This window comes from Krasilnikoviella flava, assembly GCF_900167525.1.
GTDB classification, from domain to species: Bacteria; Actinomycetota; Actinomycetes; order Actinomycetales; family Cellulomonadaceae; genus Isoptericola; species Isoptericola flavus.
Window position 1 is genome coordinate 409,286 of sequence record NZ_FUZQ01000004.1, and the last position, 15,855, is coordinate 425,140.

General features: G+C 73.3%; 13 protein-coding genes. 11 read left to right on the top strand and 2 right to left on the bottom strand.

What is annotated here, in order from left to right:
* From hglS to dusB, 7 genes are all read left to right on the top strand, one after another.
* Complete coding sequence (hglS, locus tag B5Y66_RS12790; RefSeq protein ID WP_281252004.1) at positions 1-1,380, top strand: 2-oxoadipate dioxygenase/decarboxylase; 1,380 nt, start codon at positions 1-3, stop codon at positions 1,378-1,380.
* A complete protein-coding gene (gene amaB / locus B5Y66_RS12795) occupies positions 1,377-2,960 on the top strand; it encodes an L-piperidine-6-carboxylate dehydrogenase (RefSeq protein ID WP_079574861.1) in 1,584 nt (527 codons plus the stop codon). Before hglS ends, amaB begins: the two co-directional genes overlap by 4 nt.
* A gap of 174 nt (positions 2,961-3,134) precedes the next feature.
* The gene (locus B5Y66_RS12800; RefSeq protein ID WP_079574862.1) at positions 3,135-4,097 is read left to right on the top strand and encodes an ABC transporter ATP-binding protein; all 963 of its coding nucleotides are present in this window, start codon (positions 3,135-3,137) and stop codon (positions 4,095-4,097) included.
* The gene (locus tag B5Y66_RS12805) at positions 4,097-4,918 is read left to right on the top strand and encodes an ABC transporter permease (protein ID WP_079574863.1); all 822 of its coding nucleotides are present in this window, start codon (positions 4,097-4,099) and stop codon (positions 4,916-4,918) included. The genes B5Y66_RS12800 and B5Y66_RS12805 overlap by 1 nt, the downstream gene beginning before the upstream one ends.
* Before the next feature lie 47 nt (positions 4,919-4,965).
* Positions 4,966-6,180, top strand: a complete 1,215-nt coding sequence (locus B5Y66_RS12810) for a sensor histidine kinase (protein ID WP_139820870.1) — start codon at positions 4,966-4,968, stop codon at positions 6,178-6,180.
* Complete coding sequence (locus B5Y66_RS12815; protein WP_079574865.1) at positions 6,177-6,782, top strand: response regulator transcription factor; 606 nt, start codon at positions 6,177-6,179, stop codon at positions 6,780-6,782. The genes B5Y66_RS12810 and B5Y66_RS12815 overlap by 4 nt, the downstream gene beginning before the upstream one ends.
* A 26-nt stretch (positions 6,783-6,808) precedes the next feature.
* Entirely contained in the window at positions 6,809-8,023 is a 1,215-nt protein-coding gene (dusB, locus tag B5Y66_RS12820; RefSeq protein ID WP_079574866.1) for a tRNA dihydrouridine synthase DusB, read from the top strand.
* Positions 8,024-8,127: 104 nt separating this feature from the next.
* Here dusB and B5Y66_RS12825 read toward each other — a convergent pair whose 3' ends face one another.
* Both B5Y66_RS12825 and B5Y66_RS12830 read right to left on the bottom strand, forming a co-directional pair.
* A complete protein-coding gene (locus B5Y66_RS12825; protein ID WP_079574867.1) occupies positions 8,128-9,948 on the bottom strand; it encodes a glycoside hydrolase family 13 protein in 1,821 nt (606 codons plus the stop codon).
* Between the two features lie 146 nt (positions 9,949-10,094).
* Positions 10,095-11,117 carry a LacI family DNA-binding transcriptional regulator gene (locus B5Y66_RS12830; RefSeq protein ID WP_245807093.1) on the bottom strand — a complete coding sequence of 341 codons (1,023 nt, stop codon included), beginning with the start codon at positions 11,115-11,117 and terminating at the stop codon, positions 10,095-10,097.
* Positions 11,118-11,341: 224 nt separating this feature from the next.
* Here B5Y66_RS12830 and B5Y66_RS12835 point away from each other — a divergent pair, with 224 nt between their 5' ends.
* From B5Y66_RS12835 to B5Y66_RS12850, 4 genes are all read left to right on the top strand, one after another.
* Entirely contained in the window at positions 11,342-12,577 is a 1,236-nt protein-coding gene (locus B5Y66_RS12835) for a sugar ABC transporter substrate-binding protein (protein WP_079574869.1), read from the top strand.
* Positions 12,577-14,154 carry an ABC transporter permease subunit gene (locus B5Y66_RS12840; protein WP_079574870.1) on the top strand — a complete coding sequence of 526 codons (1,578 nt, stop codon included), beginning with the start codon at positions 12,577-12,579 and terminating at the stop codon, positions 14,152-14,154. The genes B5Y66_RS12835 and B5Y66_RS12840 overlap by 1 nt, the downstream gene beginning before the upstream one ends.
* On the top strand, positions 14,154-15,074 hold the full coding sequence (locus B5Y66_RS12845; protein WP_079574871.1) for a sugar ABC transporter permease: 921 nt from the start codon (positions 14,154-14,156) through the stop codon (positions 15,072-15,074). Before B5Y66_RS12840 ends, B5Y66_RS12845 begins: the two co-directional genes overlap by 1 nt.
* Positions 15,075-15,167: 93 nt before the next feature.
* On the top strand, positions 15,168-15,803 hold the full coding sequence (locus B5Y66_RS12850) for a hypothetical protein (protein WP_079574872.1): 636 nt from the start codon (positions 15,168-15,170) through the stop codon (positions 15,801-15,803).
* Positions 15,804-15,855: the final 52 nt, after the last annotated feature.

A 15,855-nucleotide genomic window follows, 5' to 3' on the forward strand; every position in this document is an offset into this window, starting at 1 on the left:
GTGACGTCCCTTGACATCCGTGACACACGTGGCACGTTCTGGGAACCGTGGCAGCTGCGGGCGGCGTTCGCCCGTGCGCTGTCCGACATGTACGGCCGGGAGGTGCCCGCCTATACGACGCTGCTCGAGGTGTCCCACGACGTCAACGCCGACGTCGTGCGGGCCCGCGGCGCCGACGCCGAGCGGCTGGGCTCCATCGACCGCGTCACGGCCGAGCGGCACGGCGCGATCCGGGTCGGCACGCCTGCGGAGATCCAGCAGGTCGCGCGGATCTTCGGCGCGATGGGCATGCACCCCGTGGGCTTCTACGACCTCCGCGACGCGTCGTCGTCCTCCGTACCCGTGATCTCCACGGCGTTCCGGCCGATCGACCGGGCCGAGCTGGCGCGCAACCCCTTCCGCGTCTTCACCTCGATGCTGGTGCCGTCCGACAGGCGGTTCTTCAGCGCGGACCTGCAGCGGCGGCTCGAGCGGTTCCTCGGGGCCCGCACGCTGTTCGGGCCGGAGCTGCTGGCGCTCGCCGACCGCGCCGAGGCCGACGGCGGGCTCGCGGGCGACGACGCAGCGGCGTTCCTGCGCCTGGCCACCGCAGCGTTCGAGCTGGGGCGCGAGCCCGTCGACCAGGCCTGGTACCGGGAGCTCGAGGCGGTCTCGGCGGTGGCTGCCGACATCGGCGGCGTGCCGACCACGCACATCAACCACCTCACGCCCCGCGTCCTCGACATCGACGACCTGTACGCCCGCATGGAGGCGCGCGGCATCACGATGATCGACGCCATCCAGGGCCCGCCGCTGTGGGAGGGGCCGGACGTGCTGCTGCGGCAGACGTCGTTCCGGGCGCTCGCGGAGCCGCGCACGTTCCGCACGCCGGACGGGCAGATCGTGCAGGACGCGCTGCGCGTGCGGTTCGGCGAGGTCGAGGCGCGCGGCATCGCGCTGACCCGGGAGGGCCGGGCGCGCTACGACGCCGCCGTCGTGCAGGGCGCGACGCCCGAGGTGTGGCGCCGGACGTTCCCCGCCACCGAGGCCGGGCTCGTCGAGCAGGGTCTCGGGTACTTCACCTACGAGACGACCGACGACGGCGCGGTGGCCCGGGAGCCGATCGTCTACGAGGACTTCCTGCCCCGCTCCGCCGCCGGCATCTTCCAGTCGAACCTCACCGAGGAGGGCTCCAAGGACGCCAGCCAGGCGGGCGAGGAGCGTGACGCCGACTGGATGGCCGGCGCCGTCGGGCGCGAGCTGTTCGACCCCTTCGACCTGTACGCGGCGCAGGTGGCGGCCTCGCTCACCTCTGCCGCGCACCTCCGCGGCGTCGCGCCGGAGACCCTGGCTGCGACGCCCGCCGTCCCCACCACCACGAGCACGGGAGCCGACGCATGACCACCACCGACACGACCACCCCCGCCGCGGGCACCCTCGGCGCCGAGCTGCGCGAGGCCGCGCTCGCCGCGCTGCGACGGATCGGCGCCGACGTACCGTCGGTCGAGCTCGTCGACCCCGCGGACGGGACCTCGACACGCTCGACCATCCCCGTCGTCTCGCCGCTGGCGGGCGAGCCGCTGCTCACCCTCCCGGAGGCGGGGGCGGCCGACGTGGACGCCGCGATCACGTCCGCCGCTGAGGCGTTCCGCACCTGGCGCTCGGTGCCCGGTCCGGTGCGCGGCGGGGTGGTGCGCCGCCTCGGCGAGCTGCTCACCGAGCACAAGGCCGACCTGGCCGAGCTCGTGACCATCGAGGCGGGCAAGATCACCTCGGAGGCGCTCGGGGAGGTCCAGGAGATGATCGACGTCTGCGACTACGCCGTGGGCCTGTCGCGGTCCCTCGGCGGGCGGACGATGCCGTCCGAGCGCCCCGGCCACCGGCTCATGGAGCAGTGGCACCCGCTCGGCGTCGTCGGCGTCGTCAGCGCGTTCAACTTCCCCGTCGCGGTGTGGTCGTGGAACACGGCCGTCGCCCTGGTCTGCGGCGACACCGTGGTGTGGAAGCCGAGCGAGAAGACGCCGCTGAGCGCACTTGCGTCGAACGCCCTGCTGCGGCAGGCGCTCGCGGAGGCCGGGTTCCCCGAGGCGGTGAGCCAGGTGGTGCTCGGCGCGCGCGAGGCGGGGGAGGCCCTGGTCGCCGACCGCCGGGTCGCCCTGCTGTCCGCGACCGGGTCGGAGCGGATGGGCCAGCAGGTTGCGCCCGTCGTCGCCGGCCGCGGGGGCCGGTACCTCCTGGAGCTCGGCGGCAACAACGCGGCCGTCGTCGCGCCGTCGGCCGACCTCGACCTCGCCGTGCGGGGCATCGTGTTCGCCGCCGCGGGCACGGCCGGGCAGCGGTGCACCTCCCTGCGGCGGCTCATCGTGCACTCGTCGGTGGTCGACGACCTCGTCGGCCGGCTGCAGGCCGTGTATGCCGGCCTGCCGATCGGCGATCCGCGCGCCGACGGCACGCTGGTCGGCCCGCTCACCGACGGCGGGGCGCGCGAGCGGATGCTCGCCGCGCTGGACGAGGCCCGGGCCGACGGCGGCACGGTCGTCGTCGGGGGAGAGGCGGTCGAAGTCGACGGCGCGCCCGGCGCGGCGTACGTCTCGCCGGCGCTGGTGCGGATGCCGGCGCAGACGGACGTCGTGCGTCGGGAGACGTTCGCGCCCATCCTCTACGTGCTGACCTACGACACGCTCGAGGAGGCCATCGCCCTGCACAACGACGTCCCGCAGGGGCTGAGCAGCGCGATCTTCACGCTCGACGTGCGCGAGGCGGAGACGTTCCTGTCCGAGGTCGGCTCCGACTGCGGCATCGTCAACGTCAACATCGGCACGTCCGGCGCGGAGATCGGCGGCGCGTTCGGCGGGGAGAAGTCCACCGGCGGCGGTCGCGAGTCCGGCTCCGACTCGTGGAAGCAGTACATGCGCCGCGCCACCAACACCGTGAACTACTCGACCGAGCTGCCCCTGGCGCAGGGCGTGAACTTCGGCTGACGACGTCTCCCGCCGAGACAGAGCCCGAGTCCTGCCGAGATAGAGCGCGCCGCGCCGAGATAGATCTATCTCAGCGCGGCGCGCGCTCTATCTCGGCAAGCCATGACAGATGTCATGGCCACGTCGTGACAGGCGACCCTGCAGGTCAGGGCGCCGCACGGCGAGGATCGAGGCATGACCTCGACGAGCACCACGACACCGTCCGCACCACCGGCACTGAGCCTGCGCGGGCTGCGCAAGGAGTTCCCCTCGTCCGCAGGGCCCGTCCGCGCGGTCGACGGCATCGACCTGGAGATCGCCCCCGGCGAGGTGGTGGCGTTCCTCGGCCCCAACGGCGCCGGCAAGACCAGCACCATCGACATGGTGCTCGGGCTCAGCACCCCCACCGCCGGCACCGTGCGCGTGTTCGGCACCGACCCGGCCGAGGCGATCGCCGCCGGCCGCGTCGCCGCGGTGATGCAGACGGGCGGGCTGCTGCGCGACATCACCGTGGCCGAGACCGTCGGCCTCACCGCGGCGCTGTTCGGCCGGACCGGCTCTCCGACGCCCTACCTGGAGCGGGCCGGCATCGCCGACCTCGCCGACCGCCTGGTGGGCAAGTGCTCCGGTGGCCAGCAGCAGCGCCTGCGGTTCGCGATGGCCCTGGTCAGCGAGCCCGACCTGCTCCTCCTCGACGAGCCGACCACCGGCATGGACGTCGAAGGCCGCCGCGAGTTCTGGGCCGCGATCCGCGCCGACGCCGCGGCGGGCCGCACCGTCGTCTTCGCCACCCACTACCTGGAGGAGGCGGACGCGTACGCCGACCGCGTGGTGCTGGTCAGCCAGGGACGTGTCGTCGCCGACGGCTCCACCGCCGAGGTGAAGAACCTCGCGTCGGGGCGCACCGTCAGCGCCCGGATCGACGACGACGGCGAGCGCGCCGCCGTGACCGTGCAGCTGCGCGGCCTGCCGGTCGTGGACGCCATCGACCACCGCGGGTCGCGGCTGGTCGTGCGCACACCCGACTCCGACGTCGTCGCCCGCTTCCTGCTCACGCAGACGACCGCGAGCGACCTCGAGGTCGCCTCCGAGAACCTCGAGGACGCGTTCGTCGCCCTCACCGCCACCGCAGCCACGACCATGGACGGAGCCTCCTGATGAGCGCCACCACCTCGACACCGGGCACGACCTCGGGCACGACGTCGGGCGTCACCTCGGCTCCCGCCGCGCGACCGCGCATCCGCACCTCGACCGCGGTGCGCGCCTACCTCGCCGTCGAGCTGCGCCGCTCGCTGCGCAACCGGCGCACCCTGATCTTCTCGATGGTCATGCCGCCCGTCCTCTTCCTCATCTTCGGGCTGCAGGGCGACTACGCGAACCAGAGCGCGGGACACGGCAACGTCACCGCGTGGATCGCCGTCTCGATGACGCTGTACGGGGCGATGGTCACCGCCACCGCGGGTGGCGCGAGCGTGTCCGTGGAGCGTGCCCAGGGCTGGACCCGGCAGCTGCGCCTGACCCCGCTGCGGCCCGCCGTCTACGTCGCGGTGAAGCTCGCCGCCGCGATGGCCCTCGGGGCGGCCTCCGTCCTGGTCACCCTCGTGGTGGCGGCGGTCACCGGGGCGCAGATGCCGGCGACCGCCTGGGTCCTGTGCGCGCTGCTCGCATGGGTGGGCTCCCTGGTCTTCGCCGCGTTCGGCCTGTTCATGGGCTACCTGCTCCCGGCGGAGAACGTCATGCAGATCCTCGGCCCGGTGCTCGCGCTGCTCTCCTTCGCCGGCGGGCTGTTCGTGCCGCTCGGCGACGGCTGGTGGGCCACCGTGGCGCAGCTCTTCCCGACGTACGGCCTGGCCGAGCTGGTGCACGCGCCCCTCGGCGGCGAGCTCGGAATCACTGCCGTGGTGAACGTCGTGGCGTGGGCCGTGATCTTCTCCGTCGGCGCCGCCTGGCGGTTCCGCAAGGACACGGCGCGGGTGTGAGCGTCCGCTCCGCCTGCGCGACAGGCGGGCATGGCACGGTGGGGGACGTGACCCCGACGTCCCCCGCCGCGCCGCCCGTCGAGCCCGGCGGCCTTCCGTCGGACCCCGACTCCCGCTACCCGCTCGGCGGGATGCCGCGGTTCGGCCCGATGCTCGCGATCATCTGGGTGGTCTTCCTCGTCGAGCCCTTCCAGGCGTCGTTCGACGCGCCCACCGCGCTGCTGCGCGCGGTGGGCGTCGTCGGCGTCCTCGGGGTCGCGACGATCTTCGCGCTGACGTTCCTGCGGTATCGGCGGCGGCCCGCCCTGCGCCCGCGCGCCGCGGTGCTGCTGCTGGTCGTGCAGGTCGTGTGCGTCGCGCTCTCGTGCCTTGCCGCGCAGCAGCACGGACTCGTCGGCCTCGTCTTCGTGTGCGTCACCGCGATCTATCTCGTGCCGGGGCGCGTGGCGCTGGTGATCGTCGGCGCGAGCGTCGTGGTCATGGTCGTGCTGCCGCGCGTGCTGCCGGGGTGGCAGACGGAGGACGGCAACGTCGTCGGGGCGCTGCTCGCCAGCGCCGCGGTGTACGGGTTCACGCAGGTGATCGAGCGCAACCGGCGCCTCCGCGAGGCCCAGCAGCAGGTGGCCGACCTCGCCGTCGCCCGAGAGCGCGAGCGCATCGCCCGGGACATGCACGACGTCCTCGGCCACTCGCTCACCGTCATCTCCGTCAAGGCCGAGCTGGCGGCCAAGCTCCTCGCCTCGGCGGGCCCCGAGGGTGCCGCCTCGTCGCCGACGGCCCGGGCCGCCGCCGAGGTCGCCGACATCCAGGACCTCGCCCGCGGGGCGCTCGCCGACGTGCGCGGCACGGTCGCCGGGGCGCGGCGCGTCACCCTCGCCGGCGAGCTCGCCGCCACCCGATCCGCGCTCGACGCAGCCGGGGTCGCCGCCGAGCTCCCGGGTGCCGTCGATGCCGTGCCCGCCGACCGGCGGGAGCTGTTCGCGTGGGTGCTGCGCGAGGGCACCACCAACGTGGTGCGGCACGCGCGCGCGTCCCGGGTGGTCGTGACCCTCACCCCCGGCTCGCTCGTCGTCGAGGACGACGGCCGCGGCGTGCCCGGGCCCCGGGAGGAGGGCGGCGGCCGTGGGCTGATCGGCCTCGCCGCGCGCGCCCGGCAGGCCGGCGCGGTGCTGGAGACGGGCCCGAGCGCGCTCGGCGGCTTCCGGATCGCCGTGACGGCCCGCGACGACGCGTCGCCCGCGGGTGCCAGGATCGACCCGTGATCCGACTGCTGCTGGCCGACGACCAGGCGCTCGTGCGGGGCGCGCTCGCCGCGCTGCTCGACCTCGAGTCCGACCTCGAGGTCGTGGCCCAGGTCGGGCGCGGGGACGAGGTGCTCGACGCCGCCCGTTCCTCCGGTGCGGACGTCGCGCTGCTCGACGTCGAGATGCCCGGGCTGGACGGCATCGCCGCCGCGGCGGCGCTGCACCGGGAGTTGCCAGCATGCCGCGCGCTCGTCGTGACGACGTTCGGCCGCCCCGGCTACCTGCGCAGGGCGCTCGACGCCGGTGCGAGCGGGTTCGTCGTCAAGGACACGCCCGCCGAGCAGCTCGCCGACGCCGTGCGTCGCGTGCACGCCGGGCTGCGCGCCGTCGACCCCGACCTCGCCATCGCGTCGCTGGCCGTGGGCGCGAGCCCGCTCACCGAGCGGGAGCGGCACGTGCTGGCGCTCGCGGCGGGCGGCGGCACCGTGGCGCAGGTGGCGGCCGAGGCGTTCCTCTCTGAGGGCACCGTCCGCAACTACCTGTCGGCGGCCATCGGCAAGACGGGCGCGCGCACGCGCGCCGAGGCCGTGCGGATCGCGCAGGAGAACGGCTGGCTCTGACGGGGCACCCGTCGGCGTTTGCGACAATGGGGTACGTGACCTCCACCCTCGATCCCGTCAGCACCGACGCCGCGCGCGTCCTGCCGCCGCTGCAGATCGGGCCGATCACCGTGGACACCCCGGTGGTGCTGGCCCCGATGGCCGGCGTCACCAACCGCGCCTTCCGCACGCTGTGCCGCGAGGCCGGGGCGTCGCAGGGCTTCGACCCCGGCCTGTACGTCGCGGAGATGGTGACCAGCCGCGCTCTCGTGGAGCGCAACGTCGAGTCGCTGCGCATCGTCACGTTCGGCGACGACGAGACGCCCCGCTCCGCGCAGGTATACGGCGTCGACCCTGCCACGGTCGGCGCCGCGGTGGCGATCATCGCGGGCGAGGACCGTGCCGACCACGTCGACCTCAACTTCGGCTGTCCCGTGCCCAAGGTGACGCGCAGGGGCGGCGGCTCCGCGCTGCCGTGGAAGCGCCAGCTGTTCACGGACATCGTCCGCGCGGCGGTGGAGGCCGCCGAGCCGCACGGCGTGCCCGTCACCGTGAAGATGCGCAAGGGCATCGACGACGACCACCTGACCTACCTGGAGGCCGGCCGCATCGCCGAGTCGCTCGGGGTCGCCGCGGTGGCGCTGCACGCCCGCACGGCCGCCGACTACTACTCCGGCACGGCCGACTGGACCGCGATCGCGCGGCTCAAGGAGGCGGTCCGCACCGTGCCGGTGCTGGGCAACGGCGACATCTGGTCGGCCGAGGACGCGCTGCGCATGGTGCGCGAGACCGGCGCGGACGGCGTCGTCGTCGGCCGCGGCTGCCAGGGCCGCCCGTGGCTGTTCGCCGACCTCGCCGCCGCCTTCCACGGCGTGACCACGCGCGTGCGCCCGGACCTGCGCGAGGTCGCCGACACCGTCTACCGGCACGGCGAGCTGATGATCGACTACTACGACGGCGACGAGGGCAAGGGCATGCGCGACCTGCGCAAGCACATGGCCTGGTACCTCAAGGGGTACGCCGCCGGGGGCGACGCGCGCCGTGCCCTCGCGATGGTCTCCACCCTGGCCGAGCTGCGGGAGCGCCTCGACGTGCTCGACCTGGACCTGCCCTACCCGGGCGAGGACGCCGAGGGCCCGCGCGGGCGCGCGGGCTCCCCGAAGCAGCCGCACCTGCCGTACGGCTGGCTCGACTCCCGCGACCTCGACGCCGAGTTCGAGGCGAAGCTGCGCGAGGCCGAGCTCAGCGTCAGCGGTGGCTGAGCGACCCGATCGCCGAGGTAGTCCGCACCGTGCCGAGGTAGTTCCGGAAGAGGCGAGGTAGTTCGAACTACCTCGCCGGTTCTCGGACTACCTCGGCGGAGCGGTCAGGCGCGGAGCCACACCGTCGTGTCGGCGGGGACGCGCATCTGCGGGTCGGCGGACCGGTCGGCGAGCACCGGGCCGGAGGCGATCAGCACCTGCGCGCCGCGAGGCAGCACGACCGGCTCGGTCCCCAGGTTCGCCAGCACGACGACGTCCTGGTTGCGCAGCGCGACGACGTCGGCGGACGCGGCGAACGCCTCGAGCCAGGCGAGCGCCCCGTGGCCCAGGCCCTCGGCCTTGCGCAGCGCGAGCGCGCCGCGGTACGTCTCGAACGTCGAGCCCTCGACGCCGTACTGCACGTCGGCGGCGTAGCGCGCGAAGGACTCGGGCTGCGGCAGCCAGGGGTCGCCGGCGGGCCCGAAACCGTACCCGGGGGCGTCGGCCGACCAGGGCAGCGGCACGCGGCAGCCGTCCCGGCCTGCCTCGGTGCCGCCCGTGCGGAAGAACGCTGGGTCCTGACGCACCTCGGCCGGCAGCGCGGTGTGCTCGGGCAGCCCGAGCTCCTCGCCCTGATACAGGTACGCCGAGCCGGGCAGGCCGAGCATGAGCAGGCTGGCCGCGCGGGCACGGCGCAGACCGAGCTCCTCGTCGGGCTGCGGGTCGGTGGCGAAGACGCCGTTGACCTTGAGCGACGGGTCGGCGGAGCCGAGGCGCGAGGGGTGACGCACGACGTCGTGGTTGGACAGCACCCAGGTGGTGGGCGCGCCGACCTCGTCGTTCGCGCGGTAGGAAGCCTCCATGACGGTCCGCAGGGCGGCGGCGTCCCACCCGGTGGTGAGGAACGAGAAGTTGAAGGCCTGGTGCATCTCGTCGGGGCGCACGTAGCGGGCGAGCCGGCTCAGCGGCTCGACCCAGGCCTCGGCGACGAGGCAGCGGTCGCCGTCGTACTCGGCGAGCACCCGGTGCCAGGCGCGGTAGACGTCGTGCACGCCGTCCTGGTCGAACATCGGCCCGTGGTTGCCGGCGCCGGTGGAGCCGTCCTCGGGCGCGCCGGGCTCAACGTCGCCGGTGCTCTCGTCGGCGGCGTCGTCGGTGGACCCGGCGACCATCTCGACGTGCCCGTCCCAGTCGGGCAGGCCGTCGGCCTTCACGAGGCCGTGCGCGACGTCGACGCGGAAGCCGTCGACGCCCCGGTCGAGCCAGAACCGCAGCACGTCCTCGAACTCGGCGCGCACCTCGGGGTTGGTCCAGTCGAGGTCGGGCTGCGTCGAGTCGAACAGGTGCAGGTACCACTGGCCGGGGCTGCCGTCGGGCTCGGTGACGCGCGTCCAGGCGGGGCCGCCGAAGATCGACTGCCAGTTGTTCGGCTCCTGCGAGCCGTCGGCGCCGCGGCCGTCACGGAACATGTACCGCGCCCGCTCGGCGGAGCCGGGGGCGGCGGCGAGCGCCGCCTGGAACCAGGCGTGCTGGTCCGAGGAGTGGTTGGGCACGAGGTCGACGATCACGCGGATGCCGCGCGCGTGGGCGCCGGCGAGCAGGTCGTCGAAGTCGGCGAGCGTGCCGAACAGCGGGTCGACGTCGCGGTAGTCGGCGACGTCGTAGCCGGCGTCGTTCTGGGGCGAACGGTAGAACGGAGACAGCCAGACGGCGTCGACGCCCAGCGCCTCGAGGTGGTCCAGCCGCGCGGTGACGCCGGGGATGTCGCCGATGCCGTCGCCGTTCGCGTCGGCGAACGACCGCGGGTAGACCTGGTAGATCACGGCGTCGCGCCACCACTGCCGTGCGGCGCCGCTCCCGGCGTGCACGACGGCGCCGGTGCGCAGCAGGTCGTCTGTCGTGTCGACCCCGGTCGCGGCGGGGGTGATGGTCGGGGTGGAGGTCATCGCTGGCTTCCTCACCTGTTCGGGGGCCCGAGTCGGTGCATGGCATCGGGCGTGCGGGCACGGTCACGCACGGCGAGCCCGTGCTGACCGTCGAGTGTAAGCGTTGCTGCAAGATTCACAGCAACTCTGTCCGCCAGCGGGGTATGTCAGCCCCGCGGCGCCGCCCCGGTGGATCCCCGGACCACGAGCTCCGGCGCGAACAGCAGCTCCGTGCGGGTGGCCCGCTCGCCCTGGATCTCCGTGAGAAGAGCGCTCACGGTCGCCCGGGCCATCGCCTCGACGGGCTGGCGCACCGTGGTCAGCGGGGGTTCGGTGAACGCGATCAGCGGCGCGTCGTCGTACCCGACGACGGACACGTCGTCGGGCACCGACAGGCCCCGCGACCGCGCGGCGCGCACGGCCCCGAGCGCCATGAGATCGGAGGCGCACACGACGGCCGTGTGCCCGGCGTCGAGCAGCTCGGCGGCGGCGGCCTGGCCGCCCTCCAGCGTGTACAGGCTGGATCGGACGTGGTCGCGCGCGGCGGCCTCGTCGTCGGCGAGGCCGTGCCGGACGAGCGCCGCGAGGAACGCGGCGAGCTTGCGGCGCGAGGGCACGTACCGCTCCGGGCCGATCGCGAGGCCGATGTGGCGGTGGCCGAGGGTCACCAGGTGCTGCACCGCGACGTCCACGCTGGCCGCGTCGTCGGGCGAGACGAACGGCGCGTCGATGCCCGGCGCATAGCCGTTGACCAGCACGATCGGCACCCCCTGGCTTCGCAGCATCGAGTAGCGCGTGTGGTCCGCGCGGGTGTCCGCGTGCAGTCCGGAGACGAAGACGATGCCGTCGACGGAGTGGTCGACAAGGGTGCTGACGTACTCGTCCTCGGTGGTGCCGCCGGGGGCCTGCGTGCACAGCAGGGGCGTGTAACCGCGCTGCGCGAGGATCGACTCGATCGCCTGGGCGAAGGCGGGGAAGACGGGGTTGGTCAGCTCGGGGACGATGAGGCCGACGAGGCCGGCCGAGCGGCCGCGCAGGACCGAGGGGCGCTCGTACCCGAGGACGTCGAGCGCGGCGAGCACGGCCTGCCGGGTGGAGCTGGCCACCCCGGGCTTGCCGTTGAGCACACGGGACACCGTGGCTGTCGACACGCCTGCCTGCTCCGCCAGGTCGCTCAGTCGGGTTCGCACCCGAGGAATCGTAGGGGACACGGGACCTCCTCGTCCTGGGGTGAGACGCCGGCCGGTCGGTGGCCGGTCGCGCGCGCGATGCCTCCATGTTGCCGCGCGTTGCTGAAAAGTTATCGCAAGATCTTGCATACCGCTGCAACGGTCCGTACGTTGTGGGGCATCAAGGGCCCCGCGGCGTCGATGTCGCGCGGGCCGTCCACCGATGACAGCTGGGAGTAACCACGATGCGAAGGAGCATCCTTCTCGCCTCGGCCCTGGCCACCACCCTGGCCCTGACGGCGTGCGGCAGCGGCGAGCCGAGCGGCGGCTCGACGGCCGACGCGGACGCGAGCGCGAAGCCGTCCGCCTCGGGTTCGCTGACGGTCTGGGTCGACGAGACCCGCGAGGCGGCCGTCCAGGCCGCGGCCGAGGCGTACGAGGCGGAGTCCGGCGTCGACGTCGAGATCGTCCAGAAGAACTTCGAGGACATCCGCGCCGACTTCCTCGCCCAGGTCCCCACGGGTGAGGGCCCCGACGTCACCGTCGGCGCGCACGACTGGCTCGGCGAGTTCACCGCGAACGGCGTGGTCGCGCCGATCGAGCTGGGCGACAAGGCGGGCGACTTCATCCCGGTCTCGGTGGAGGCGTTCACCCAGGACGGTCAGGTCTACGGCCTGCCGTACGCCATCGAGAACATCGCGCTCATCCGCAACACCGAGCTCGCGCCCGAGGCCCCCCAGACCTACGACGACATGATCGCCGCAGGGAAGAAGGCCGGCACCAAGTTCCCGTTCCTCATCCAGTCGGACGGCGACAAGGGCGACCCGTACACGTACTACCCGTTCCAGACGTCGTTCGGCGCGCCCGTCTTCGAGCAGAACGACGACGGCTCGTACCGTCCGGAGCTGGCGCTCGGCGGCGAGAACGGCGAGGCCTTCGCCACGTGGCTCGGCGAGCAGGGCGAGGCCGGCAACCTCAGCACCGACATCTCCTACGACATCGCCGTCGAGGCGTTCGCCAAGGGCCAGTCGCCCTTCGTCATCGGTGGCCCGTGGATGCTCGAGAAGTTCCAGGACCTCGACCTCGCCGTCGACCCGATCCCGGCCCCGGGTGACCAGCCCGCGCAGCCGTTCGTGGGCGTGCAGGGCTTCTACGTGAGCGCGCAGAGCAAGAACGCCTTGCTCGCCAACGACTTCCTCGTCAACTACCTGTCGACGACGGAGGCGCAGACGGCGCTGTTCGAGGCCGGCGGCCGCCCGCCGGCGCTGGTCGAGGCCGCGGACAAGGCTTCGCAGGACCCGCTGGTCGCGGGCTTCCGTGAGGTCGGCGCCACCGCGGTGCCGATGCCGTCCATCCCGGAGATGGGCTCCGTGTGGTCCTTCTGGGGCGTCACCGAGGCGAGCATCATCTCGGGCAAGGCCGACGACCCGGTGAAGGCCTGGGACAAGATGGTCTCCGACATCGAGGGTGCGATCGGCTGATGTCGCGTGCCCGCTACAAGGGCGCCGTGGCCGGCTCCGGGACCTTTTCCGGAGCCGGCTTCGCCGTCAAGCTCGTGCTCATCGCGCTCGTCGACGCCCTGGGCGTCTTCGGCGTCCTCGCCGCCTGGCGCGCCGGGTCGTGGGGGATCCTCGCGGCGACGGTGGCGCTGCTCGCCGCCGCCAACTGGGTGTACTTCACCAAGCGCTCCCTGCCGCTGAAGTACATCCTGCCGGGGCTGGCGTTCCTGCTCGTCTACCAGGTCTACGTGGTCGGGTACACCGGCTACGTGGCCTTCACCAACTACGGCGACGGGCACAACTCCACCAAGGAGCAGGCGGTCGACGCCCTCCTGGTGCAGAACGAGCGCCGCGTCGAGGGGTCGCCCGCCCTGCCGCTGACCGTCGTCGAGTCCGGGGACGGCGAGCTCGGCTTCGCCGTCGTCGAGGACGGCGCGGCGGAGGTCGGCACCGCCGAGGAGCCGCTCGAGGCCGCGCCCGACGCGACGCTCGACGGCGGCGCCGTGACCCAGGTGCCCGGCTGGACGGTGCTGGACCGCGCGACCGTGCTGCAGCGCCAGGACGAGGTCACCACCCTGCGGGTGCCCGTCTCCGACGACGCCGCCGACGGCTCGGTGCGCACCCAGGACGCCCGCACGGGCTACGTCTTCCAGCCGGTGCTGGAGTACGACGAGGCCGCCGACACGATGACCGACACGGCGACCGGCGTCGTGTACACGCCGAACGACGAGGGGCAGTTCGAGTCCGCGGACGGTGAGGTGCTGCCCGTCGGCTGGCGCGTCACCGTGGGCTTCGAGAACTTCGCGACGGCGTTCGGCGACGATCGGTACGCGGGCCCCTTCGTCAAGATCCTCCTGTGGACGGTCGCGTTCGCCGTCCTGTCCGTGGTGACGACCTTCGCCCTGGGCATGTTCCTGGCGATGGTCTTCAACGACCCGCGGCTGCGCGGACGCAAGGTCTACCGGACCCTGATGATCCTGCCGTACGCGATGCCGGGGTTCCTCGCGGCCCTGCTGTGGTCCGGCATGCTGAACAAGAGCTTCGGCGTGATCAACCAGGTGCTGCTCGGCGGCGCGGCGATCCCGTGGCTCACCGACCCGTGGCTCGCGAAGCTGTCGGTGCTGGGCGTCAACCTGTGGCTCGGCTTCCCGTACATGTTCCTCATCTGCACGGGTGCCCTGCAGTCGCTGCCGGGCGACGTGTACGAGGCGGCGCGGATCGACGGCGCGGGGAAGTGGCGCACGTGGCGATCGATCACGATGCCGCTGCTGCTGGTGGCCACGGCGCCCCTGCTCATCTCGAGCTTCGCGTTCAACTTCAACAACTTCACGCTGATCAAGATGTTGACGGGCGGCGGGCCGCGGTTCGACGACGCGTCCGTGCCGCTCGGGCACACGGACATCCTGATCTCGATGGTCTACAACGTCTCCGGCCTGGACGGCTCGGCCCCCCGTGACTACGGCCTGGCCAGCGCGCTGTCCATCGTGATCTTCGTGATCGTCGGGGTCATCTCCGCGATCGCCTTCCGGCAGACCCGCAAGCTCGAGGAGCTGAGCTGATGACGACGGCGACCGAACGCGCCACCGGGCCCGCGACCGGGCGACCCGGCGAGCAGGTGCTGCGGCACCGGATGACGCCGCGGCGCTGGGCCCGGGAGCTGGGCTGGCGGCACGTCGTCGGCGTCCTGGCGGTGCTGTACGCCGTCTTCCCGATCGTGTACGTGGTCTCGGCCTCGCTGTCGCCGACCGGCACGCTCACCGGGTCGAACGAGCTGTTCGCGCAGGTGAGCGGCGTCAACTACGCAGCGCTGGGCGACACGAGGTTCTGGACGTGGATGGGCAACACGCTCGTCATCGGCGTGGCGACGGCCGTGGGCACGGTGCTCATGGGCGCGGCCGCGGCCTACGCGTTCTCCCGCTTCCGGTTCGCCGGGCGGCGGCTGGGGTTGACGGCCCTGCTGATCATCCAGATGTTCCCGCAGATGCTCGCGTTCGTCGCGATCTTCCTGCTGCTCATCTCGTTGGGCGAGGTCGTGCCGGCGCTGGGCCTGAACTCGAAGCTGGCCCTGATCTGCGTCTACCTCGGCGGCGCCCTGGGCGTGAACACCTTCCTCATGTACGGGTTCTTCAACACCGTGCCGCGCGAGCTCGACGAGGCGGCCAAGATCGACGGCGCCACGCACGCCCAGGTGTACTGGACGATCATCCTGCGGCTGGTGACGCCGATCCTCGCCGTGGTGGCGCTGCTGAGCTTCATCAGCACCTTCGGCGAGTTCATCATCGCGCGCGTGGTGCTCCAGTCGGAGTCCAACTGGACGCTCGCGGTGGGGCTGTACGGCTGGGTGTCGTCGCTGCTCGAGGCCAACTGGGGGCTGTTCGCGGCCGGGGCCGTGCTGTCGGCGATCCCCGTCCTCGCGCTGTTCCTCTTCCTGCAGAAGTACATCGTGGGCGGGCTGACGGCGGGCTCCGTGAAGGGCTGAGCCACGCCCGGCACGGCGGCCGCCGCGAGGTTCGTGAGGATCCACCCGCGATCCTTGTGGCGGCCGTCACAGCACGGTCCTAGCCTGGGCGTCATGACCGACGACAAGCGCACCTATGCCCCGGACCTCGCGCGGTTCACCGACGCCGCCGACGACTCGTTCTCCGTGCGCCGTGCGTACGGCGAGCCCTACGAGCACCAGGGCCAGCTGATCGTCCCCGTCGCCAAGGTGTGGGGCGGGATCGGGACCGGCTCCGGCGGCGGCGCGGGCAACGGCTCCGCCAACGGCGCCGGCACCGGGGCGGGCAGCGGGTCCGGCCGCGGCACCGGCCAGGGCAAGGGCGACGGCAGCGCGCCGGGCTGGCGCCGGTCGTTCAGCGTCGGATCGGGCGGGGCCGACGCCGCCGGCGACGAGGCCGCCGACACGACGGAGGCGGGTGCCGCGCCGCGCGGCAGCGGGTCCGCCCACGGCGACGCCTCGGGCGAGGCGCAGGGCGACGCCAAGGGCGAGCTGCAGGGCGAGGCCCACGGCGAGGGACAGGGCGAGGGCGGCGGCGGGGGCGGCGGCTACGGGCTGCGCGTCAAGCCGATCGGCGCGCTCGTGGTCTCGGCGGAGGGCACGCGCTTCCAGCCGGTGCTGGACCTCAACAAGGTGATCCTCGGCGGGCAGCTCGTCGGGATCGCGATCGCGCTCGCCGCCGGGTGGGCGATCGGGCGCCGCCGCCGCTGAACCGTCCTCGTGCCGGTCCGGCGGCCCGCCCGCCGAACCGACGAGAGGACGA